General features: G+C 65.0%; 21 protein-coding genes and 1 tRNA gene. 12 read left to right on the top strand and 10 right to left on the bottom strand.

What is annotated here, in order from left to right:
• Positions 1-7: 7 nt before the first annotated feature.
• The 3 genes from M1E07_RS04860 to M1E07_RS04870 form a co-directional block, all read right to left on the bottom strand.
• The gene (locus M1E07_RS04860; RefSeq protein WP_461189149.1) at positions 8-694 is read right to left on the bottom strand and encodes a DNA alkylation repair protein; all 687 of its coding nucleotides are present in this window, start codon (positions 692-694) and stop codon (positions 8-10) included.
• A 92-nt stretch (positions 695-786) separates the two neighbouring features.
• A complete protein-coding gene (locus M1E07_RS04865; protein ID WP_461189150.1) occupies positions 787-1,062 on the bottom strand; it encodes a hypothetical protein in 276 nt (91 codons plus the stop codon).
• Between the two features lie 181 nt (positions 1,063-1,243).
• A complete protein-coding gene (locus tag M1E07_RS04870; RefSeq protein WP_461189151.1) occupies positions 1,244-2,119 on the bottom strand; it encodes a DNA/RNA non-specific endonuclease in 876 nt (291 codons plus the stop codon).
• Positions 2,120-2,260: 141 nt separating this feature from the next.
• On the opposite strand from M1E07_RS04870, the gene M1E07_RS04875 reads away from it, so the two are divergent.
• On the top strand, positions 2,261-2,761 hold the full coding sequence (locus tag M1E07_RS04875; RefSeq protein WP_461189152.1) for a hypothetical protein: 501 nt from the start codon (positions 2,261-2,263) through the stop codon (positions 2,759-2,761).
• A gap of 196 nt (positions 2,762-2,957) precedes the next feature.
• On the opposite strand, the gene M1E07_RS04880 is transcribed toward M1E07_RS04875, so the two are convergent.
• The 4 genes from M1E07_RS04880 to tmk all read right to left on the bottom strand — a co-directional run bounded on the left by M1E07_RS04880 (position 2,958) and on the right by tmk (position 6,510).
• Positions 2,958-3,030 (bottom strand) — tRNA-Thr (locus tag M1E07_RS04880).
• Between the two features lie 103 nt (positions 3,031-3,133).
• Positions 3,134-4,699, bottom strand: coding sequence for an alpha/beta hydrolase (locus tag M1E07_RS04885; protein WP_461189153.1), 1,566 nt, complete (start codon positions 4,697-4,699; stop codon positions 3,134-3,136).
• Positions 4,700-4,717: 18 nt separating this feature from the next.
• Positions 4,718-5,860, bottom strand: a complete 1,143-nt coding sequence (locus M1E07_RS04890) for a DNA polymerase III subunit delta' (RefSeq protein ID WP_461189154.1) — start codon at positions 5,858-5,860, stop codon at positions 4,718-4,720.
• Positions 5,857-6,510 (bottom strand): dTMP kinase, encoded by a 654-nt coding sequence (gene tmk / locus M1E07_RS04895; protein ID WP_461189155.1) that lies wholly within the window; start codon positions 6,508-6,510, stop codon positions 5,857-5,859. Before tmk ends, M1E07_RS04890 begins: the two co-directional genes overlap by 4 nt.
• Before the next feature lie 119 nt (positions 6,511-6,629).
• Here tmk and M1E07_RS04900 point away from each other — a divergent pair, with 119 nt between their 5' ends.
• The gene (locus tag M1E07_RS04900; RefSeq protein WP_461189156.1) at positions 6,630-7,820 is read left to right on the top strand and encodes a trans-sulfuration enzyme family protein; all 1,191 of its coding nucleotides are present in this window, start codon (positions 6,630-6,632) and stop codon (positions 7,818-7,820) included.
• A gap of 9 nt (positions 7,821-7,829) precedes the next feature.
• Entirely contained in the window at positions 7,830-8,180 is a 351-nt protein-coding gene (locus M1E07_RS04905) for a DUF2516 family protein (protein WP_387553740.1), read from the top strand.
• Between the two features lies 1 nt (position 8,181).
• On the opposite strand, the gene M1E07_RS04910 is transcribed toward M1E07_RS04905, so the two are convergent.
• Positions 8,182-9,027, bottom strand: a complete 846-nt coding sequence (locus M1E07_RS04910; protein WP_461189157.1) for a class I SAM-dependent methyltransferase — start codon at positions 9,025-9,027, stop codon at positions 8,182-8,184.
• A gap of 90 nt (positions 9,028-9,117) precedes the next feature.
• Between M1E07_RS04910 and M1E07_RS04915 the strand changes: the two genes are divergently transcribed.
• On the top strand, positions 9,118-9,864 hold the full coding sequence (locus M1E07_RS04915; RefSeq protein WP_461189158.1) for a phosphoglyceromutase: 747 nt from the start codon (positions 9,118-9,120) through the stop codon (positions 9,862-9,864).
• A gap of 68 nt (positions 9,865-9,932) precedes the next feature.
• Here the strand turns inward: M1E07_RS04915 and phoU are convergent, their stop codons facing one another.
• Positions 9,933-10,595 (bottom strand): phosphate signaling complex protein PhoU, encoded by a 663-nt coding sequence (phoU, locus tag M1E07_RS04920; RefSeq protein WP_461189159.1) that lies wholly within the window; start codon positions 10,593-10,595, stop codon positions 9,933-9,935.
• 206 nt (positions 10,596-10,801) lie between these two features.
• On the opposite strand from phoU, the gene M1E07_RS04925 reads away from it, so the two are divergent.
• A complete protein-coding gene (locus M1E07_RS04925) occupies positions 10,802-12,043 on the top strand; it encodes a sensor histidine kinase (protein WP_461190328.1) in 1,242 nt (413 codons plus the stop codon).
• On the top strand, positions 12,040-12,720 hold the full coding sequence (locus M1E07_RS04930; protein WP_104043086.1) for a response regulator transcription factor: 681 nt from the start codon (positions 12,040-12,042) through the stop codon (positions 12,718-12,720). The genes M1E07_RS04925 and M1E07_RS04930 overlap by 4 nt, the downstream gene beginning before the upstream one ends.
• A 91-nt stretch (positions 12,721-12,811) precedes the next feature.
• On the opposite strand, the gene M1E07_RS04935 is transcribed toward M1E07_RS04930, so the two are convergent.
• Positions 12,812-13,366, bottom strand: a complete 555-nt coding sequence (locus M1E07_RS04935; RefSeq protein WP_461189160.1) for a hypothetical protein — start codon at positions 13,364-13,366, stop codon at positions 12,812-12,814.
• Positions 13,367-13,622: 256 nt separating this feature from the next.
• On the opposite strand from M1E07_RS04935, the gene M1E07_RS04940 reads away from it, so the two are divergent.
• The 6 genes from M1E07_RS04940 (at position 13,623) to glgX (ending at position 20,297) form a co-directional block, all read left to right on the top strand.
• Positions 13,623-14,105 carry a CarD family transcriptional regulator gene (locus M1E07_RS04940; RefSeq protein ID WP_011690592.1) on the top strand — a complete coding sequence of 161 codons (483 nt, stop codon included), beginning with the start codon at positions 13,623-13,625 and terminating at the stop codon, positions 14,103-14,105.
• Between the two features lie 97 nt (positions 14,106-14,202).
• Complete coding sequence (gene ispD, locus M1E07_RS04945; RefSeq protein ID WP_461189161.1) at positions 14,203-14,985, top strand: 2-C-methyl-D-erythritol 4-phosphate cytidylyltransferase; 783 nt, start codon at positions 14,203-14,205, stop codon at positions 14,983-14,985.
• A gap of 2 nt (positions 14,986-14,987) precedes the next feature.
• Positions 14,988-15,503 carry a 2-C-methyl-D-erythritol 2,4-cyclodiphosphate synthase gene (ispF, locus tag M1E07_RS04950; RefSeq protein WP_461189162.1) on the top strand — a complete coding sequence of 172 codons (516 nt, stop codon included), beginning with the start codon at positions 14,988-14,990 and terminating at the stop codon, positions 15,501-15,503.
• Positions 15,504-15,512: 9 nt separating this feature from the next.
• Positions 15,513-16,979, top strand: coding sequence for a cysteine--tRNA ligase (gene cysS / locus M1E07_RS04955; RefSeq protein ID WP_461189163.1), 1,467 nt, complete (start codon positions 15,513-15,515; stop codon positions 16,977-16,979).
• 104 nt (positions 16,980-17,083) lie between these two features.
• Positions 17,084-18,073 (top strand): 23S rRNA (guanosine(2251)-2'-O)-methyltransferase RlmB, encoded by a 990-nt coding sequence (gene rlmB, locus M1E07_RS04960; protein WP_461189164.1) that lies wholly within the window; start codon positions 17,084-17,086, stop codon positions 18,071-18,073.
• Between the two features lie 97 nt (positions 18,074-18,170).
• The gene (gene glgX, locus M1E07_RS04965; protein WP_461189165.1) at positions 18,171-20,297 is read left to right on the top strand and encodes a glycogen debranching protein GlgX; all 2,127 of its coding nucleotides are present in this window, start codon (positions 18,171-18,173) and stop codon (positions 20,295-20,297) included.
• Positions 20,298-20,304 lie beyond the last annotated feature (7 nt).

The following is a 20,304-nucleotide window of genomic DNA, read 5'->3' on the forward strand; positions in this document are numbered from 1 at the left end:
GACTTTGCTAGCTGCCGTTCTGCCGGCGGACCATTTCGGTGATCCAGCTGGGCGCAAACGGCGAGGTGCAGCCCGGCGGGGTTGGGTAGTCCTTGAGTACTTCCAGGCGCTCACCAATGCGGACGGCCCGGTCCCGGTGCCCGGGGTGCCCGATCCCGATCTGTGCGAGGCAAGTGTTCATTGCCCACTGCAGGCGGTCCGGCGCGCCCTTCATCTCAGCCTCGATGACGTCCAGCAGCCCGGCGAGGTCGAGGCCTTCGGGCTGCTTCACTACACGTTCACTGGTCAGCGCCCAGCCGGCGCTCGCGACCACCGGGTCGGGATCGGCGGACCATGCCAGGCGCAGCTCTTCTGCGTGTGGGTTCTTTTTCACCACGTAGTTCACGAGCCAGTCGTGCACCTTGGGTCTGCGGGCCTCGCGCAGCATGGAGTCGAGCTCGTCGCGCCCGAACGCCTTGGGGCGGCAGACCAGAAGGGCAAGCAGCCTCGCCGCGGTGTCGCCGGTCTCCCAGAGCTCGCGGGCAAGTTCCTGCTGCGTCTTCAGCCGCTTCGCCACTGCACGCAGCTTCCCGAGGTTCACACCGTGATCGTCACCGTGTTTTTCGTTCACCTCGCGTGCCCGCGGGTCTTCAAGGTTGGCAAGCTCGGCCATCACGCCGGCCACACTCGTCCCGGTCAATGCAGTCCCGGCCATCGCAGTCTCCTCGTCGTCGCATGCGAAGTTCAGCCTACGATGAAGCAGGCAGTCCGTGCACGCCTGCATCCTCCGGCGCGGGGCATCGCAAGCTAAAGCCGACGCACCAGCCAGCTGGCCACCCACCGCGCATCGTGCCCGCCGCCGTCGTCCCACTCCACCAGCACGTGGGTGACGGTGTAGGCGATGGCGAGTCCGACGATGGAACCCGCTTTCACCCGTGCCGGCCGGAGCATCAGGACGGGCCGGCCGGGTGCTTGCCGCAGGGCGCCCTCGGGAACTGCTGCCTGTGCCGCAAGGCCGGGCAGCTGCCGGGGGAACGTATCCGGCAGTGCGCGCTTTTCGGCTGAATCGGGGGACAGCGGCATGGTTAGTCCTGGAGTATTGGAACCTGTGCACCAGTACCGTTTTCTTAGGCTGAGCGCACGAACCACCGGTCAAACCGGATGGCCGGCAGCAGCCGTGGCCGGCGTGCTGCCGTACCAATAAGACTAGGATCCGGTTCCTTGCTGTACATGCGTAGGAAGTACTCGATCCTGGACGGAGCAACTACTCGCCGGAAGCGCCGGTTCCAGTCTTGCTGAAGTCCAGGTCCTCAGGGGACAAGAGCTTCCGCCAAGTGGTTCCCACCCGGGCGGAGGGCAGTTGCGCCGCTATGGGCATGCGGTCCACGGAGGCCAGCTGGTGCAGATCCAGGCCCGTCAGTGCGGCAATGTCCCTGATGGGGACCTGGAAAGTCCGGAACGGGCCCAGCGGCGGTGCCGCATCGGCGGTTTTTCGGTGAGTGACGCCCGGCAGTTCGCCCAACTGAACTGTCTGGTCCGCTACGTAGCCCGTGGCTGCCAGCTCTCCGTCCTGCAGGAAGGCTGCGACTTTGAAGAAGAGCAGAGGGATGTCCACGCCCCGGTACACCGGATCGTTCTCACCGAAGATGGGACCGGTAAAAACGACGAGACGGCGGCCGTAGTCGGCGGCATGGTCGAGCAGGTACGACTCGAGGCCGAGCCACAGGTCCAGGCCTTGGTTGAATTCCGCGGCCTGCGGAGCAGCGTTTGTGTAATGAAAGGTGTCCTCATTGGCCTGGGCTGCCTCCGTGCGGGAATCGCCCCAGACAGCGGAGGCGCGCCGGACCAAATGGCCGCGATCGATGTCGTTGCGTGCGTAGAGCCGCTCCCCGGTTTGCTGGTCCTCAGCCAGCCTGGGATCCAACCGCCATTTAATACCGGACCTGTCCAGGTCCATCAGCTTCTCCCCGTTGATGCCCAAAGCCGTTATCGCCGCCAGGCGCTTGTCGAGCCGCATCAGCACTGAGAAGTGGGTGTAGGGCAGCAGCACTGTCTCAGCACCCGCGAGAGCCGGTACTGGAAGTGGAACCCCCAGGAATTTCTCGTCGAACCCGGCACGGCTCGACAAATCATGTGCCACAGCAGATTTTGATGACAACCAGACTTCATTCATGGCCCGGACACTAGCATCAGGAGATGACAATCGGGGTTAAAAAAGGCAGTTTCAAGATGTAACCAAAAAGCAACTGCCACCTGCGCCCGCACGTGTCATGCTGGGCCAATGAAGAGGCTGTCGGTCCCGTTGCTCGTGATGCTCGTGTCCGGCACGGCAGGTTGCGCTACGCCCGGCGTGTGTCCTGCCATCGGCTGGAGCAACGCTGCCACCGTTGTCCTTGCCGGACCGGTTGACGAGGTGGCGAAGGTCCAGTTCTGCCCGGACGGTATATGCTCCATCACACCCCAACCGACCACAGCACCGAAATCCACCATCACTCCCGGCGCCTCCTCCATCCCCGGCCAGGCCGGCGCCGCTGTCCCCGCAACACCCGGTGCGCCTGTCGGCGACTCGCAATACAGCCCATCCACCGGCAAGAAGATCGATGACCGCACGTGGCAGTTCAGTACGCCCATGAGCGCCCCCAAAAAAGCCACCATCAGGGCTTTGGCCGCAAGCGGCGAGGTACTCGCCGCACGCGAGGTGGATCTGACCTGGACCCGGGTGGGTGGCAGCGAACAATGCGGCGGCCCCTCCACAACAGGACCTATCACTCTGTCACTCTGATGGGGCCCCGAGGTCCTGTCTTTCAAGTTCCTGGAACAGTGTCACTTGCAGGCCCGGTCTATAAGCGCCTGCGCCGGGTTGGACAGTTCAAGGGTGGCGGGCGGGCGCTGCAAAGGAAAGCGGCGTGCTTTTCCGCTTAACCAGCGAAAAACCCCGCATCATCGTCGAAATCAACGACAACACGGGGTTTATCCCGAGCTTCCTATCAGAATCGAACTGATGACCTTTTCATTACGAGTGAAACGCTCTACCGACTGAGCTAAGGAAGCACCGCATGCTTGCCCGGACGAACCGGGCGCTTCATGCAAGAGTCAACTGTAATCGAGTCCCCGCGCCCGGGTCAAAATGGGCGGGACGAAAGGGCTGAGGCCTTCAACACACCGTGTTGTCGGCGGGAACCTGGCCGCTGACAAGGTAGGCGTCCACGGGCTCCTCGATGCAACTGTTGGACCGGCCGTAGGCGGTGTGGCCTTCGCCTTCCCAGGTCAGCAAGGTGGCGTTGCCCAGCTGCTTGCGGAGCGAAGCGGCCCACTCAACAGGGGTGGCAGGGTCACCGGTAGTGCCGATAACCACAATGGGCGAATCTCCCGTGTACTCGACTGGCGCCGGTGTGCGTACGTTTTTGTACGGCCAATCGGCACAGTTGGTACCGCCGTAGGCAAAGAAATACCCGAACGTGGGCGAGTCCTGCATCAGGCGCTGCTGTTCGGCCCGCATGGCAACAGGATCGGAGTCCATCGGGTAGTCCAGGCAGTTGATGGCGTTGAACGCGAACGTCGAGTTGGACGTGTACGTCCCGTTGGAAGCACGGTCGGCACCAAGATCGGCCAGCCGAAGCATAAGGGTCACGTCGCCGGTCATCGCGGCCTCCAGGGCCTGGGTCAGGGCCGGCCAGCTTTGATCGTTGTACAGCGGGGTGATCAGGCCGCTGACGAACATCGTGGCGTTGACCACGCGCCCGTCCTTCGCGGTGCGGGGAGTCTGCTGGACGGCGGCGATGAGGTCGCGGAGCTGCTGCACTCCCGAATCAACGGTGCCGCTCAGCGGGCATCCGTCCTGCTGGAGGCAGCTGGCAACATAAGCCCGGATGGCCTTTTCGAAGGCACGGGCCTGCCCCTGCGTCAGATCCTCGTTGCTCATGGCAGGATCCAGGGCACCGTCAAGCACCATGCGCCCCACGTTGTCCGGGAACAGCGAAGCGTAGGTGGATCCCAGGAACGTGCCGTAGGAGTACCCGAGATAGTTGAGCTTTGTGTCATTGACCACTGCCCGGAGGATGTCCATGTCCTTCGCGGAGCTCACCGTATCGACGTGCGCCAGCACCGGGCCCGTCTGCTCGGCACACTGGGCGGCGATCGCCTTGTTGTCCGTCCGGGCTGCTTCCAGGCCGGCATCGGTTTCCAGGTCGTAGACCTTGGCCCGCGCGGCGTCACGCTCGGCGTCCGACAGGCAAACGACGGGGGCGGAACGCTTCACGCCCCGGGGATCGAAGCCCACCAGGTCGTACGCGTCACGTACTGACTGGGAGAAGTGTGTTCCGGAGGCGTCCTTGATGAAGTCATACCCGGACGCGCCCGGTCCTCCCGGATTGACCAGCAGACTGCCGGTTTTGTTGCCCGTGCCCGGCGCCCTCAGCGCGGCCAGTTCGATGGTGTCGCCCTCGGGCTTGTCGTAGTCCATCGGCACCTTCACCTTGGCGCACTGGAATTCACTTTCGCACGGCTCCCACACCACTTCCTGCGAGTAGAACTGCTCCAGCCCGGCCGGGGCGGACGCCACAATCGAGGGATCGGCCTTGGCGGTGGCTGCCTCCGGGCTGCGGTCCCCGCCGTCGATCAGGGTGCAGGAGGCCAGAACCATGGCAAGCGCCATGGCTGCGGCGGCACGCAGTCCAGTCACCCAGGATCGGGGGCGTGCTGGCAGGGGGCGGGCAGTCATCGGGTCTCCTTGAAAGGGCTAGATCAGGCTGGCTGCCATGGACTCAATGGTCAACAGCGGGGCAACGTTGGTGGTGGTAATGCGTTCGCGGGCTTTGTTGATGGCGTCCATCCGGGCGAGAGTTGCTTCTGGAGTGGAGCGGCCGGCAAACTCCTCCAATTCACTCCTTAGCTCAACGTTTACGAGCTCCACAGCATTCCCGAGCTGGATAATCAGCACATCCCGGTAGAAGGACAGCAGATCGGTGAGGGTCCGGTCCAGGGAATCGGTGATGGACCGCTTCGCCCTGCGCTTCTGGTCGTCCTCAAGCTGCTTCACCTGGCTCCGCATGGCCGGAGGGAGCGTTCCGGACTCCGGCGCCCCCAGGGTTGCCAGCAGGGCGGCTTTCTCGGCGGCGTCGCGTTCCTCGTTGGAACTGTTGGCCTCGGCGGTGGCGATCTTGACCAGCTTCTCCGCCATCATCACCGCGGCGGTAACGCCCCGCAGTCCCAAGGGAAACCTGACGGTTTCCAGGCGACGTTCCCTGGCTGCAGGATCCCGGGCAAGCCTGCGGGCAATGCCCACGTGGCTTTGTGCCGCCCGGGCTGCCCGCTCCGCCAGCGCCGGTTCGACCCCGTCGCGCTTAACCAGCAGGGCGGCCACATCGGCGGCGGGCGGCAGCCGCAAGGCCACACTTCGGCAGCGCGAGCGGATGGTTACCAGTACGTCAGCCGGGGAAGGAGCACACAGCATCCACACTGTCCGGGGAGTCGGCTCCTCGATGGCCTTGAGCAGAACGTTGGTGGTGCGCTCAGCCATCCGGTCTGCATCCTCCACCACAATGATCCGCCAGCGGCCGGAGGACGGCCGATTGCCCGCCGTAGCTACCAGGTCGCGGGCTTCGTCGATGGTGATGGTCACTTTTTCGGTACGGACGAACGTGACGTCGGAGTGGGTTTCCCCGAGGATGGTCAGGCAGGCCGGGCACTGCCCGCAGCCGCGCCGGCTGACGTCCTCCTGGTCGCAGTTCAACGCCGCGGCAAACGCCTTGGCGGCATTTGAACGGCCGGACCCGGGCGGGCCGGTAAACAGCCACGCGTGCGTCAGGCTTTCGCCGCCGGCGGCCTGGCGGAGTTGTTCGACGACGGCGGCCTGGCCCTGCAGGTCGTCCCACACGGTCATGCGTCGCCCTCCGCAACCGCCAACAGGGCCTCCACGCGCTGGAGGATCTGCGCGGCAAGGCTACTCACGGGAAGATGGGCGGGCAGCACAAGGTAGGAACCGGCCCGGCTTGCGGCGAGCTCCAGGAAGGCCTCCCGGATCCGCAGGTGGAATTCGTCAGCCTCGGATTCGAGCCGGTCCTCTGAGGCGTCACCGGCGGTCCGGCGCTGGCGGCCCACTGCCGGGTCAACGTCCAGCAGGACTGTGAGGTGTGGCTCCAGACCCGAGGTGGCCCACGCATTGATTGACCGGACGGCGTCCTTGCCGAGGTCCCGCCCGGCTCCCTGGTAGGCGACGGAAGAGTCGATGTACCGGTCCGTCAGTACGATTTCGCCTCGCTCCAGCGCTGGACGTATGACCTGGCTGGCGTGGGCGGCCCTGGACGCCGCGAAGATGAGGGCTTCCGTGTGGGCGTCGATGGGGCCGTGGCCATGGTCAAGGACCAGGGACCGGAGTTTCTCGCCTATGGGGGTTCCACCGGGTTCCCGGGTGCGCAGGACGGTGAGCCCTCGCAATTCAAGGGCGTCTGCAAGCCGGGCCGCCTGGGTGGACTTCCCCGCACCATCCCCGCCCTCAAACGCGATGAAAAGGCCGGCCCGTTGTTTGCTCACCGGTCAAGCCTACCGATCCCCGCCGGCAATCGCAGATTGCCGCAGGCACCATGTGGACAGCATTGGCGGGCGGGTAACGGCTCTCCGGGGTGCCCGGGCCGGACAGTAGGCTTTCCTGCATGAGTCTTTCCGAACAGCAAGCGGCTTCCCTGGCAGCCGAGACGGTAGTGGTGGCTGCCGGGCGTCCCCCGCGGGAAAGGGACCAGCCGGTCAACGCGCCCATCGTCCTGTCCTCCACATTTTTCGGCATTGGTGCCCTCGCTGACGGGGAACGCGGCTACGGCAGGTACTCCAACCCCACCTGGGATCCTTTCGAGGAAGCACTGGGCCAGCTCGAGGCGTCGGAACTGCCCGGTCTCCTGTATGCGTCGGGCCTCGCTGCGGTCAGTTCCGCCCTGTCCCTCATTCCCGCCGGGGGAGTGCTGGTTATGCCAACGCTCTGCTATTCGGGTTCCCTGGTGATGGCGGCCGAGCTCGCCCAGAAGGGCTTCATCGAGCTCCGGACCGTTGATGTCGCGGATACCGAAGCGGTCAAGGAAGCGCTTGCGCCCGCTGGCCCGGCCGGACGCGCCGCCGCCATGCTGTGGCTTGAGAGCCCCACGAACCCCATGCTCAGCATCGCGGACATGCAGGCTCTTACCACCGCAGCACACGCTGCCGGAGCCATCGTCGTCACGGACAACACCTTTTCCACCCCCTTGGTCCAGCAGCCCCTGCGCCTGGGCTCCGACGTCGTCCTGCATTCGGTAACCAAGTACCTGGCGGGCCACTCCGACGTCGTCCTTGGCGCCCTGGTGACCTCCAACCCCGACATCCGTTCCGCGCTGCTCCATCACCGGACCGTCCATGGCGGCATTGCCGGCCCTTTCGAATCCTGGCTGGCCCTGCGCGGGCTGCGGACGCTCGCGCTCCGCATTGAACGCTCTCAGGCCACGGCCATGGTCCTGGCCGAGCGGCTTGCAGCCCATCCCCGGATCGAGACGCTCCGGTTCCCCGGCCTTCCCGCAGATCCAGGCCACGAACGGGCGAAGGCGCAGATGAAGGGCTTCGGTTCCATCATCTCTTTCCAGGTAGCGCCGGTGGGCGGGATGAGCGGCGCTGACGCTGCGGACGCGGTGGTCCGGGCAATGCAGCTGTGGCTGCCCGCGACGTCGCTGGGCGGAGTTGAATCACTGATCGAACGCCGGCGCCGGCACGCCGCCGAGCCTCCAGACGTCCCCGAGAATCTGGTCCGCCTCAGCGTGGGCATCGAGAATGTCGAGGACCTCTGGGCAGATTTGAAGCAGGCGCTGGACGCGCTGGGCGGCTAGGCTGGGCTTGTGGACGGTGAACTCATTATTCGGCCTGTAGAGCAGGCAGTGTTCTTTATTCTTGCCCTGGTGGCCCTTGGACTTGAGCTGTGGGCCGTGGTGGACTGCGCCCGGCACCGCGCCAATGCCTTCGAGGCCACAGGGAAGAGGACCAAGACCTTTTGGATGGCACTTACGGGCGGAGCGGCCCTCGTCGGCGTCATCTCGTTCTTTGGCAGCGGCGGCTTTTTCGGCACGCTTGGCCTGTTCGGGCTCGCGGCCGTCGTCGCGGCGTCCGTCTACCTGGCAGACGTACGGCCGGCCGTAAAGGATGCCGGACGCGGCGGCAGCCGCAACACGGGGCCCTACGGGCCCTGGTGAACTAGTCCCGCGGGGCTACCGCTTCCCAGTCCACCGTCAGTTCGCCCAGCCGCCATCTGGCCGGTCCGTCCTGAATAGGCCAGCCGGCGTTGCGCAGGAGCCTGGCCATGGATTGCCAGCGTTGCCTGTTGCCAAAGGCCGCCAGCGGTGCGGACTCCAGCCAAGCCCGGTCCATTGCCTGCATCAGGGCGTGCACCGGTTCACCGGGGACATTGCGGTGGATCAGCGCCTTGGGCAGCCGTTCGGCAACGTCGGAGGGCAGGTCGAAACTGCCGAACCGGACAGACACACTGAGTGAAAGTGGCCGTTCAGCATCCAGCGCCACCCACGTCACCCGCCGGCCGATCTCGTCGCAGGTCCCATCGATAAACAGGCCGTCAGCGGACAGCCGGTCCTGCACCAGGCGCCAGATCCCCGCCACATCGGCTTCCTCATATTGGCGCAGAACGTTGAACGCGCGCACCAGCACCGGCCGTCCGGGAACAGGGATTTCGAAGCCGCCCACGTGGAAGCTCAAACCGCGCCGCTGCAGCGGCAGTGCGGCGCGGACCCGGTCCGGTTCGATCTCGATGCCGCGCACTTGGACGTCCGGACGCAGTGCGGACAGCCTCTCAAAGAGCTCGACGGCGGTGGCGGGGGTAGCGCCATAGCCCAGGTCCACCACCAGGGGGCTTTCAGCGGACCGCAGCCGCCACGCCTGCGGCCCCGTCAGCCAACGGTCAACCCGGCGCATGCGGTTTGGATTGGTGGTGCCGCGGGTGACGTTGCCTACAGGCCGGCCTTGCCTGCCGGCCGGGTTTTTGCCGGTTATCTGCGGGGCGGCCACCCGTTCAGCTTTTTGCACCACCGCCCCACCTTATCCTTGCCGCAGTCCTGCCAAGGGGTGCCCTTTGTAACGCTGGGCGGGCGGCAGTGGCGCTCGGCTAGGATGAAAATCATGACTTACAAGCTGATTTTGCTGCGCCACGGCCACAGCGAATGGAACGCCAAGAACCTGTTCACCGGATGGGTGGACGTAGACCTCAACGACCAGGGCCGGACGGAAGCAGCACGGGGCGGGGAGCTCCTGGTTGAGAACGATGTTCTCCCGGACATCCTTTACACCTCCCTGCTGAAGCGGGCCATCAACACCGCAAACATCTCCCTGGACAAGGCCGACCGCGGTTGGATCCCGGTGAAGCGCGACTGGCGCCTGAACGAACGCCACTACGGCGCGCTGCAGGGCAAGGACAAGGCCCAAACCCTCGCCGAATACGGCGAAGAGCAGTTCATGGAGTGGCGCCGTTCCTACGACACTCCGCCGCCGCCCCTGGACGACAACTCCGAGTTCTCCCAGGCGCACGACCCCCGCTATGCAGACCTTGGCGACGCCCTGCCGCGCACCGAGTGCCTCAAGGATGTCCTGGTCCGCCTGCTGCCGTACTGGGAGTCGGACATCAAGGAGGACCTGAGGTCAGGCAAAACCGTCCTGGTCACGGCCCACGGCAACTCCCTGCGCGCGCTGGTCAAGCACCTGGACGGCATCAGCGATGAAGCCATCGCCGGCCTGAACATCCCCACGGGCATCCCGCTGGTCTACGACCTCGACGAGGATTTCCAGCCGGTCAAGCCGGGCGGCACCTACCTGGATCCCGATGCCGCCGCCGAGGCCATCCTCGCCGTGGCAAACCAGGGCAAGAAGTAAGGCGATAAATCAACGACGGCGGGCTGGTCACTTTTCGTGACCAGCCCGCCGTCGTAATTCCCGAAGGGTTAACTGTGCTCGATGCCGCTCGGTTGCCAGGCGCCGGTGACCAGGTAGGTGACCTTCTGCGCCACGGAGACGCCGTGGTCCGCGAAGCGCTCGAAGTACCGGCTGGCCAGGGCAACGTCCACAGTGGTCGCGGGTGACTCGGCCCATTCGGGGGCGGCGATGGCCTTGAATACGCTGAGGTGGAGATCGTTGATGGCCGTGTTCGCCTTCAGGATGTCCCGCGCCACCTCAAGGTCGCGCGTTTCCAGCAGTACGGTGAGCTTGTCGGCGATTTCCTGGTCCAGCTCCGCCATGCTCTTGAACGTTCCGGTCATGGAATCCGGAATGACGGTGGACGGGAAACGGAGGCGGGCCAGCTGGGCGAGGTGCCGGGCAAGGTCGCCCATCCGCTCCAGCGAGGCGCTCATCCGCAGGGACCCCACGATCATCCGCAGGTCGCTGGCAACCGGACCCTGCAGGGCCAGGATGTCGATGGCCCGTTCATCCAGGCTGTTCTGCAGGAAATCGATGCGGGCATCCGCAGCGATGACGTCCTGGGCCAGGTCAACATCCGCCACCTGGAAGGATGTGGTGGCCTTATCCATGGCTTCGCTGACCAGGCGGGAGATCTCCACCAGCTGGTCACCGACCTGGGTGAGCTCTTCCTGAAAAACCTTACGCACTTAGGCGTCCTTTCCTTGGAACTCCGTCCCGCCCGCTCCAGGGCAGCAGGAATTCGTGTCGCCGTTCGGCAGTCCAACTCGTTACTCTGCCAGTATCCGGTAAACGGTTAAGCCCTTGAAGATGAACGTTAGTTGAACCGTCGGTGCAGCAGTCGCGGACGCGCCGACGGCCACCTGCCAGCACATAAGGTGGAGCTGTGGATCCTATGCTCATTGGTCTGGTCGCCGGCCTCATCGGCCTGGCGCTCGGCACCTTCGGCGTGCTGGCCTACAGGGTCAGCGAGAAGCAGCGGCACCTGCTGGACATCGACGCCGATGAAATCGCCCTGCCGGCCGGCGCCGCCGAGGTGTTGGCCGTCGTCGGACGTGCCTTTGTGGTGGTTGACGCTGTGGACGGCGTGGTGCGGGCCAGCCCGGCGGCCTACGCCTACGGCCTCGTACGCGGGCACACCGTGGTCCACAAAGAGCTGCTGGACATGACAGCAGGAGTCCGGCGCGACGGCGTCATCCTGGAGAAGCAGCTGGAGCTTCCGCGCGGTCCCCTGGGTCAGGGCACCATCATTGTCCAGGTGCGGGCAGCGATGCTCGGGGAGGAATACATTCTCCTGCTCGCGGACGACCGCACCGAGATCACGCGCACGGAAGAAATCCGGAACGACTTCGTCGCCAACGTCTCCCACGAACTCAAAACCCCCGTGGGCGCGATCTCCCTGCTCGCGGAAGCCTTGGAGTCCTCGGCCGACGACGAAGAAGCAGTGCGCCGCTTTGCAAAGCGCATGCACAAGGAATCCGGCCGTCTGGCTGCCCTGGTGCAGGACATCATCGAACTCTCACGGCTGCAGGGGGCAAGCGTCACGCAGGAGGGCCGCCCTGTCGACATCAACGCCGTCATTGCCGAGGCCGTGGACCGTTCGCAACTCCCTGCGGAGAGCAAGAACATCCGCATTGTGGTGGGCGGCCGGACAGAGGGCAAGGTCTTCGGTGACCAGGACCTCCTGGTCACCGCACTGCGAAACCTGATCGACAACGCCATCCGCTATTCGCCGGCGAACACCCGGGTGGGCATCGGCGTCCGCTCCAGGGAAGGCCTCGTCTCGATCTCCGTGACGGATCAGGGCGAGGGGCTCACCCCCGAGGACCAGGAGCGCGTCTTCGAGCGTTTCTATCGGGTGGACTCGGCCCGTTCCCGCCATACCGGCGGCACCGGCCTGGGACTGAGCATCGTCAAGCATGTCGCTTCCAACCACGGCGGGGAAGTTGCCCTTTGGTCACAGCCAGGCCAGGGGTCCACCTTTACGCTCCGCCTCCCGGAGATGGAAGGGCAGGAGGACGAGGACGAGGTTCCGCACGCCGCTGCCCCGGGACTGGCTGGACACGGACACCGGAAGCCAGCTGTCACCCAAGTACCCCGCGCCGCAGGCGCAAAAGAACGAGGAGCTAACGCTTGAGCAGGATTTTGATTGTGGAGGACGAGGAATCGTTCAGCGATCCCTTGTCCTATTTGCTGGGCAAGGAAGGGTTCGAGGTGGAGGTCGTGGACAACGGCCTGGATGCCATTACCGAATTCGACCGGAACGGGGCGGACCTGGTGCTGCTGGACCTCCAGCTTCCAGGGCTCTCCGGCACCGAGGTGTGCCGCCAGCTGCGCCAGCGCTCCAGCGTCCCGGTGATCATGCTGACGGCCAAGGACTCCGAGATCGACAAAGTGGTGGGCCTGGAACTCGGGGCCGACGACTACGTCACCAAGCCCTATTCCTCCAGGGAACTCGTGGCCAGGGTCAGGGCCGTCCTGCGCCGCCAGGGTGAGCCGGAGGAACTGATCTCTTCCACTGTCCAGGCCGGGCCCGTCCGGATGGATATTGAACGCCATGTGGTCAGCGTCGGCGGCGAACAGGTGCTGCTTCCCTTGAAGGAGTTCGAACTCCTGGAGATGCTCCTGCGCAATTCGGGCCGGGTGCTCACCCGCGGCCAGCTTATTGACCGCGTCTGGGGCTCGGACTACGTGGGCGACACCAAAACCCTTGATGTCCACGTCAAGCGGCTGCGCGGAAAGATCGAACCGGATCCTTCAGCGCCGCGGTTCCTGGTGACAGTGCGGGGCCTCGGCTACAAGTTCGAGCCGTAGGCGGAACTGAGCCTAAAGGCCATAAGAAAAGGGAGGGGCCGCCTGGCCCCTCCCTTTAGTCTTGCCGAAGCTTCTTCAGGCCTGCTGCGGCCTAGTGGTTACCGCCCCCGAGGTCGGAAGCCGTGGGGGAGGGAGTTGGGGATGGCGACTGGGTGCTGCCCGCAGGCAGGTATTCCTTGTACTCGGGCAGAGTGGCGTCCAGCACCGGAACCTTGACGGTGTTGTTGACGTTGGTGCCGTTTTCGCTGATCTTGACGTCAACCAGGGACCCCGGGATTCCACCCGTGGTGCTCAGGACCGCTGCGTCCGTGGTGGCGTTCAGCAGTGTGTAGTCGTTGGCCTTGACCGGCACTTCCGTCTGCGAGCCTTCGGCGCCGTTGAGCTTCAGGGTCACATCCTGCGATGACGAGTTGTAGACCGCACCGATGACGCGGCCGGGCTGGTCTTCCCCGGCGGACACGATGAGCATGTTGCGCAGCTCAAGCGGGCCGAGGTCTGCGTTGATTCCATCGGACTGCTGGTACTGCGCAGTTGTCTGCTGGGAATTTGATGCCGAACAGCCCGATGCCAGCAGTCCGACGCCAAGGGCGGCAGCCGTCAGTGCCAGTTTGGCGCGCTGGGCCCGGTTCATCGCAGTGAAACGCACGTCACGTACTCCTCGAGAGTCTTGAAAGATTATTCAGCCATAGCCTATCCGGAAAGCTGCTGGAACGAGGATTCGGCGCTGTCATATCGGCCTTGGCAGCACCCTCGGGATGCACTATTATCCGCGTTCGTCAAGGGGGTGAAGGGGGTCGATTGTGCCGCTTTTCCGCGTATTTTCGCGGTTCCGGACCCTTTCCGCGGCCGGTCATATGCCTGAATCGTGATAAACTGGTCTGCGGGAAAGGGGAAATGTCCACATGGTATTTGAGGTCGGCGAGACAGTAGTTTACCCTCACCACGGTGCTGCGAAAATTGAAGAAATCAAGATGCGCACCATCAAGGGCGAAGAGAAGATGTATCTCAAGCTCAAGGTGGCTCAGGGTGATCTGACCATTGAAGTTCCAGCAGAAAACGTTGACCTTGTTGGGGTCCGGGACGTAGTGGGCAAGGAAGGCCTGGAGCACGTGTTTGATGTGCTTCGTGCCGAGTTCACCGAAGAGCCTACCAACTGGTCGCGCAGGTACAAGGCAAATCTGGAGAAGCTTGCTTCCGGTGACGTCATCAAGGTGGCAGAGGTCGTCCGCGACCTGTGGCGCCGGGATCACGACCGGGGCCTTTCCGCAGGCGAAAAGCGAATGCTGGCCAAAGCCCGGCAGATTCTGATTTCAGAACTGGCGCTGGCTGAAAAGACCGACGAGGAGAAGGCTGCAAGCGTTCTCGACGAGGTCCTGGCTTCCTAAGAATTGAACCCCGGTGGCACCCAAGTGCCGCCGGGGCTTCTTTTTGCCCGGATTCAGGTCCGGGCGGGGCCGGCCACGGGGACGTAGGCTAGTCCGCATGAGTGAAACTCCCACGCGCCCTGTCACCGCCGTGATCCTGGTGGCTGCCGGCTCCGGGCAGCGGCTCGGCTACGGAATGCCCAAAGCAGCGGTGCCGCTGGGCGGCGAACCTATCCTGATGCATGCCCTGCGGGGCATCGTCGCATCCGGAGTGAGCAGTCAGGTGTGCATCGCGCTGCCGGCCGCTGACACTGCCCTGCGGCAGCTGTGCGAGGACTTCCGGGGGGAATTGGCCGACGGCGGCCCCCTCCTTTCGATTGTCGACGGCGGCGCCACGAGGGCCCAGTCCGTCCGGGCGGGCATGGCTGCGCTGATGGACGGAATCGACGCCGTGCTGGTGCATGACGCTGCGCGGGCCTTGACCCCCGAGTCCGTGTTTCACCGGGTGGTGGACGCGCTGGCGGCGGGAGCCACCGCAGTCATTCCTGCCCTCCCGGTTGTGGACACCGTCAAAACCGTGGCTGCTACTACGGGGGAGGACAGTGCCCTGGCACCGGAGGTTGTCACCGGGACCGCTCCGCGCGAGGACCTGCGCGCAGTTCAGACGCCCCAGGGCTTCCGGCTCAGTACCCTCCTGAAGGCGCATGAAGCGGCCGGTGCCCTGGACCAGCAGCAGTCCGCAGCCGTCACCGATGACGCCATGCTCGTGGAGATGCTCGGCACCCCGGTCCATGCCGTGCGGGGCTCCAGCCAGTCCCTGAAGATCACCACTCCGCTGGATCTGATCGTTGCCGAGGGACTTCTCGAAGGGCCGCTGGGCGCCCGCTGGGTGGAGGGCTGACCATGACAGGCATCAACATGGTCCTGCCCCGTACCGGAATCGGCATCGACGTCCATGCCTACGCCCCGGAAGACGCGCCGCGCCCGCTCTGGCTCGGTGGGCTCCTTTGGGAAGGCGAACGCGGCCTTGCCGGGCACTCAGACGGCGACCCGGTTGCCCACGCTGCTGCGGACGCTCTTTTCTCGGCCGCCGGGATTGGCGATCTTGGCACCCACTTCGGAACCAGCCGTCCTGAGTTCGCTGGCGCCTCGGGAGTCACCCTCCTTACGGAGGCGGCACGGATCGTGAGGGCTGCAGGCTTCGAGATCGGCAACGTCGCAGTTCAGTTCGTTGCCAACCGGCCAAAGTTCGGTCCACGGCGGGAGGAATCGCAGCAGGTCCTCAGCGCCGCCGCCGGCGCACCCATCAGCGTTACGGCAACCACCAGCGACGGCCTGGGCTTTGCCGGACGCGGAGAAGGCATCTCCGCCGTGGCCACTGCGCTGGTTTATCCGAGGCCCTCCGGCGCCATCGGCTAATCTGGAGCGGTGACCCTGCGCTTCTATGACACTGCCTCCGCCGAAGTCCGGAACTTCGTCCCCCTCGTCGAGGGCAAGGCCAGCCTCTACTACTGCGGGGCCACGGTGCAGGGCATGCCCCACGTTGGCCACATCCGCTCAGCCATCGCTTTCGACCAGCTCACCCGCTGGCTGACCTACCGGGGCCTCCAGGTCACAGTGGTCAGGAACGTCACTGACATCGATGACAAGATCCTCGCCAAGTCGGAAGCATCCTTTGCGGCGGGCTTTGTGCCGGAGGCGGGCGAAGTGCCCCAGGAGGAGTGGTGGGCCCTCGCGTACCGCTACGAACAGGAATTCCTGAAGGCGTACGACACCCTCGGCGTCTCACGGCCCACCTACGAGCCCCGCGCCACCGGCCATATACCGGAGATGCATGCCCTCATCCAGCAGCTGATCGACCGCGGGCACGCCTACCCCGCCCTGGACGAATCCGGTGACGTGTACTTTGACGTCCGCTCCTGGAGCAAGTACGGCGCCCTGACCAGGCAGAACATCGACGACATGCAGGCAGCTCCCGACGCCGACCCGCGGGGGAAGAGGGACCCCCGCGACTTTGCGCTGTGGAAGGGTTCCAAGGAGGGCGAGCCTGCAACCGCGAGCTGGGCTTCCCCATGGGGCGCCGGCCGCCCGGGCTGGCATCTCGAATGCTCCGCCATGGTCACCAAATACCTCGGCGCCGAATTCGATATCCATGGCGGCGGGCTGGACCTGCGGTTCCCGCACCACGAAAACGAGCTTGCCCAGTCCCAGGCCGCGGGCCACCCGTTCGCCAACTTTTGGATGCACAACGGCATGGTCACCTACCAGGGCGAAAAGATGTCCAAGTCCATCGGGAACACCATCAGCCCCGCCGAGATGCTGGAGCTGGCCCCGCCCCGCGTGGTCCGCTACTACCTCGGCCAGGCGCATTACCGCTCCATCCTGGACTACCGGCCCACGTCACTGCAGGAGGCGGCCGCCGCCGTCGAACGCATTGACGGGTTCCTTGCCAAGGCCGCGGCCCGTTTCGGCAAAGACTTCGACTTTGCTGCAGGTGACTTCGGCCCGTCCACCGACGCTGTCCGTACTTTCTCCGGGGCCATGGACGACGACCTCAACGTCCCGCGTGCACTGGCGGCGCTTCACGAGACGGTCCGCGCCGGGAACACCGCCCTGGCCGAAGGGGATGACGACGCCGGCCGCCAGGCGATGTCCGCCGTGCTGATGATGACGGAGGTGCTTGGGCTCGACGCCGTCGCAGGCACCGATGCCCGCAGCAGCAAGGAAGCAACAGCGCTGGAGGTCCTGGTCCAGGCGCAGGTGGACGCCCGGGCTGCGGCCCGCGCCGAAAAGAACTGGGCCGCCTCCGACGCCATCCGGGACACCCTTGCCGCCGCCGGCGTCGTGGTGGAGGATGGCCCGGACGGCGCAACCTGGAGCCTGAAGCGGGATTGAGTCTGTAGCTTCCAGGCAGGAAGATTCCATGCGGGTCAGGCGATTTTAATTGGTTCAGTAGACTGGTAAGCAGACGCAGTCAACACAATCAAGGGTGGAACATCATGGCCAATAATGGTCGCCGATCGGTTAAAGCGAAGAAGGGCCCAACCATCGGAACCGGTGGCCATGGCCGCAAGGCCCTCGAAGGCAAAGGCCCCACGCCCAAGGCGGAGGACCGTCCGTACCACAAAGCGCACAAGTCCAAGCAGCTCGCTGAGCGCTCTGCCGCCAAGCGCGGCACGGGCGCGCGCAGTGCCGGCGCAGCCAAGTCAGGCCCCAAGGGACGGGCTACGGAGGAAGTGGTCACGGGCCGTAACTCCGTAGTTGAAGCGCTCCGGGCCGGCATCCCCGCCAAAGCCCTGCACATCGCCATCCGGATCGAAATGGATGACCGGGTCAAGGAATCACTGAAGATCGCCGCCGAACGCGGCATCCCGCTGCTGGAAACCGGCAAACCGGAACTGGACCGGATGACTGATGACGCCGTCCACCAGGGCCTGGTCCTGCAGATCCCGCCGTACGAGTACCAGGACGCCTACGAACTCGCCGAAGAAACGGTGGATAAGTGGAAGAAGGGACACGTCGCCAACGCGCCGCTCTTTGTGGCGCTGGACGGCATCACCGATCCCCGCAACCTGGGCGCGATCATCCGCTCCGTCTCCGCCTTCAGCGGCCACGGCGTCATTGTCCCCGAACGCCGTTCGGTGGGTGTCACTGCGTCCGCCTGGAAAACCAGTGCGGGGGCAGCGGTCCGGGTACCGGTGGCACGCGCGTCAAACCTCAACAGTGCGCTGAAGCAGTTCAAGAACATGGGCATCTTTGTCCTGGGCCTTGACGGAGACGGCGACGTTTCACTTCCCGACCTCACCCTCGCCACCGAACCGGTGTGCATCGTGGTGGGTTCGGAAGGCAAGGGCCTCAGCCGCCTGGTCCGGGAGAACTGCGACCAGATCGTTTCGATCCCCATCGACTCGGCCATGGAATCCCTCAACGCCTCCATGGCAGTGGGCATCTCGCTGTACGAAGTGTCCCGCCAGCGCGCGGCTAAGTAACCACGGCACAGTAACAAGGTTCCGTTTTCCGGCCTGCCTGCGCGTCATCGTGACGCGCAGGCAGGCAATGTGCCCTTGGCGGCTAATATTTTAGGTGATGGTCATGCCGCTCTTCGACACTGCTTCCACCACGGACGCCTCAACGGCCCGTCCACTCGGTGTGACTGTCCCGCGCGCAGATGTGAGCGCCGGCGGTCGGGCCGGAAACGTGACCAGGCCGGCCGCTCGGGCCAACGTGGCCTGCTACGCCCCCGGTGTACGGAGCCTGGAGATCGTCTACAGGGCCCCGGGGGATGACTGGCGCGTTCAGGCGCTGCCCAACGTGAGCCACGGCGTCCATCACGGGATGGTGGACAACCTTCCTTACGGCTCGCGGTATGGGTTCCGCCCGGCAGCAACCGAACAGTCCCTGCCGCTTGCCGTGCCTACCCAGGACGTTGACGACGACGGCGGCCAGCCGCTGCTGCTGGACCCCTACGGCCGGGCAGTGGACCAGCGTGAAGGATTCCTGACCAGTGTCCGGATGGCCAGCGACTTTGACTGGGGATCTGACACGCGGCTCAGACTGGAATGGCGCGACACCATCATCTACGAGGCCCACGTGCGTGGCCAGAGCATGCTCCACCCCGACCTGCCCCCGGAACTCCGCGGCACCTACGCCGGCATGGCACATCCGGCTATTGTCGAACACCTGAAAAGCCTTGGAATCACGGCCGTTCAGCTGTTGCCCGTGCACTTCCACCTTGATGAACCGCACCTGCAGGACCTGGGCCTGACCAACTACTGGGGCTACAACACCGCGGCCTTTTTCGCCCCGCACCCCGGCTATGCCACCAAGGCGGCCCAGGAAGCGGGCCCCCAAGCCGTCCAAAACGAGTTCAAGGGCATGGTCAAAGCCCTCCACGCCGCAGGGCTGGAAGTCATCCTTGACGTCGTGTACAACCACACCGCGGAGGGCGGGCCGGACGGTCAGGCCTTGAGCTTCCGCGGGCTGGGGGAGGACAAGTACTACCGGACGGACGGGAACGGCAAGTACGTGGACACCACGGGCTGCGGCAACAGCCTGAACTTTGCTGAGCCCCAGGTGGTCCAGCTGGTGGTGGACTCCCTGCGCCACTGGGTGGACGAGTTCCACATTGACGGCTTCCGGTTCGACCTTGCCGTCACGCTTTGCCGCAACGAGGCCAACGACTTCGATCCCCGGCACCCGTTCCTGGTGGCCATTGCGGCGGACCCCGTGCTGTCTGACGTGAAACTGATCGCCGAACCCTGGGATATTGGCTATGGCGGCTGGCAAACCGGGCGCTTCCCGGTTGGCTGGGCGGACTGGAACGACCACTTCCGTGACGCCGTGCGCTCATTCTGGCTGGCCGACCTGGCGTCCCTCGAATCCGGCGGACACGGCGGATCGGTGGCCCGGCTCGCCGACGTGATGTCCGGTTCCGCAGCCCTCTTTGCGGGGTCCGGCCGCTCCCGGCTGGCGTCGGTCAATTACATCGCCTCCCACGACGGCTTCACCCTGAACGACCTCGTCTCCTACGACCGCAAACACAATGAAGCCAACGGTGAGCAGAACCGGGACGGCCACGGCGACAACCGCAGCTACAACCACGGTTTTGAAGGCCCCACCGAGGATGGCGGCGTCCTGGCCCGGCGCGCCCAGTCCCGGCGCAACCTCATGGCCTCGTTGTTGATTTCCCTCGGCGTCCCGATGATCACGGCCGGAGACGAACTGGCGCGGACCCAGCAGGGGAACAACAACGCGTACTGCCAGGACAACGCCCTCGCCTGGGTGGACTGGACCAGGACTCCGGAGTCCTCCGAGATGCTCCGGACCACCAAACGGTACATCCGTCTCCGCAAGGAGTTCCTGGCCGCGCAGCCCCATGATTTCCCGGACCGGGATGAGCAGTCCTACCTGTACTGGTTCGACCAGGCCGGGCAGCCCATGTCCATGGAACGCTGGAACGATCCGCAGCACCGCGTGATGCAACTCCTGCTCGGCTCGGAGGATGGAACGCTGGCCGGCCTGGTGGTGGTGAACGGCAGCACCTCCGATATTCAGATCACACTGCCCCGGATCATCACCGGGGGCACACCGCACCCGAAGTTCGAGCTGCGGCTGACCACCACACCCCAGCACGAGCTTCGCCAAGGCAGCAGGGTGGCTTCGGGGGAGACGGACCTCGTGGAGGCCAACTCCATCAACATCTACCGCACCTGATGCAGCG

Source organism: Arthrobacter sp. Z4-13 (assembly GCF_054792705.1).

Coding starts and splice junctions, on each gene's coding strand:
- M1E07_RS04875 (WP_461189152.1), top strand. CDS start 2,261: ATGAAGAGGCTGTCGGTCCCGTTGCTCGTGATGCTCGTGTCCGGCACG.
- M1E07_RS04915 (WP_461189158.1), top strand. CDS start 9,118: ATGACTTACAAGCTGATTTTGCTGCGCCACGGCCACAGCGAATGGAAC.
- M1E07_RS04865 (WP_461189150.1), bottom strand. CDS start 1,062: ATGCCGCTGTCCCCCGATTCAGCCGAAAAGCGCGCACTGCCGGATACG.
- M1E07_RS04925 (WP_461190328.1), top strand. CDS start 10,802: ATGCTCATTGGTCTGGTCGCCGGCCTCATCGGCCTGGCGCTCGGCACC.
- M1E07_RS04900 (WP_461189156.1), top strand. CDS start 6,630: ATGAGTCTTTCCGAACAGCAAGCGGCTTCCCTGGCAGCCGAGACGGTA.
- ispF (WP_461189162.1), top strand. CDS start 14,988: ATGACAGGCATCAACATGGTCCTGCCCCGTACCGGAATCGGCATCGAC.
- glgX (WP_461189165.1), top strand. CDS start 18,171: ATGGTCATGCCGCTCTTCGACACTGCTTCCACCACGGACGCCTCAACG.
- M1E07_RS04885 (WP_461189153.1), bottom strand. CDS start 4,699: ATGACTGCCCGCCCCCTGCCAGCACGCCCCCGATCCTGGGTGACTGGA.
- M1E07_RS04940 (WP_011690592.1), top strand. CDS start 13,623: ATGGTATTTGAGGTCGGCGAGACAGTAGTTTACCCTCACCACGGTGCT.
- ispD (WP_461189161.1), top strand. CDS start 14,203: ATGAGTGAAACTCCCACGCGCCCTGTCACCGCCGTGATCCTGGTGGCT.
- rlmB (WP_461189164.1), top strand. CDS start 17,084: ATGGCCAATAATGGTCGCCGATCGGTTAAAGCGAAGAAGGGCCCAACC.
- M1E07_RS04860 (WP_461189149.1), bottom strand. CDS start 694: ATGGCCGGGACTGCATTGACCGGGACGAGTGTGGCCGGCGTGATGGCC.
- M1E07_RS04890 (WP_461189154.1), bottom strand. CDS start 5,860: ATGACCGTGTGGGACGACCTGCAGGGCCAGGCCGCCGTCGTCGAACAA.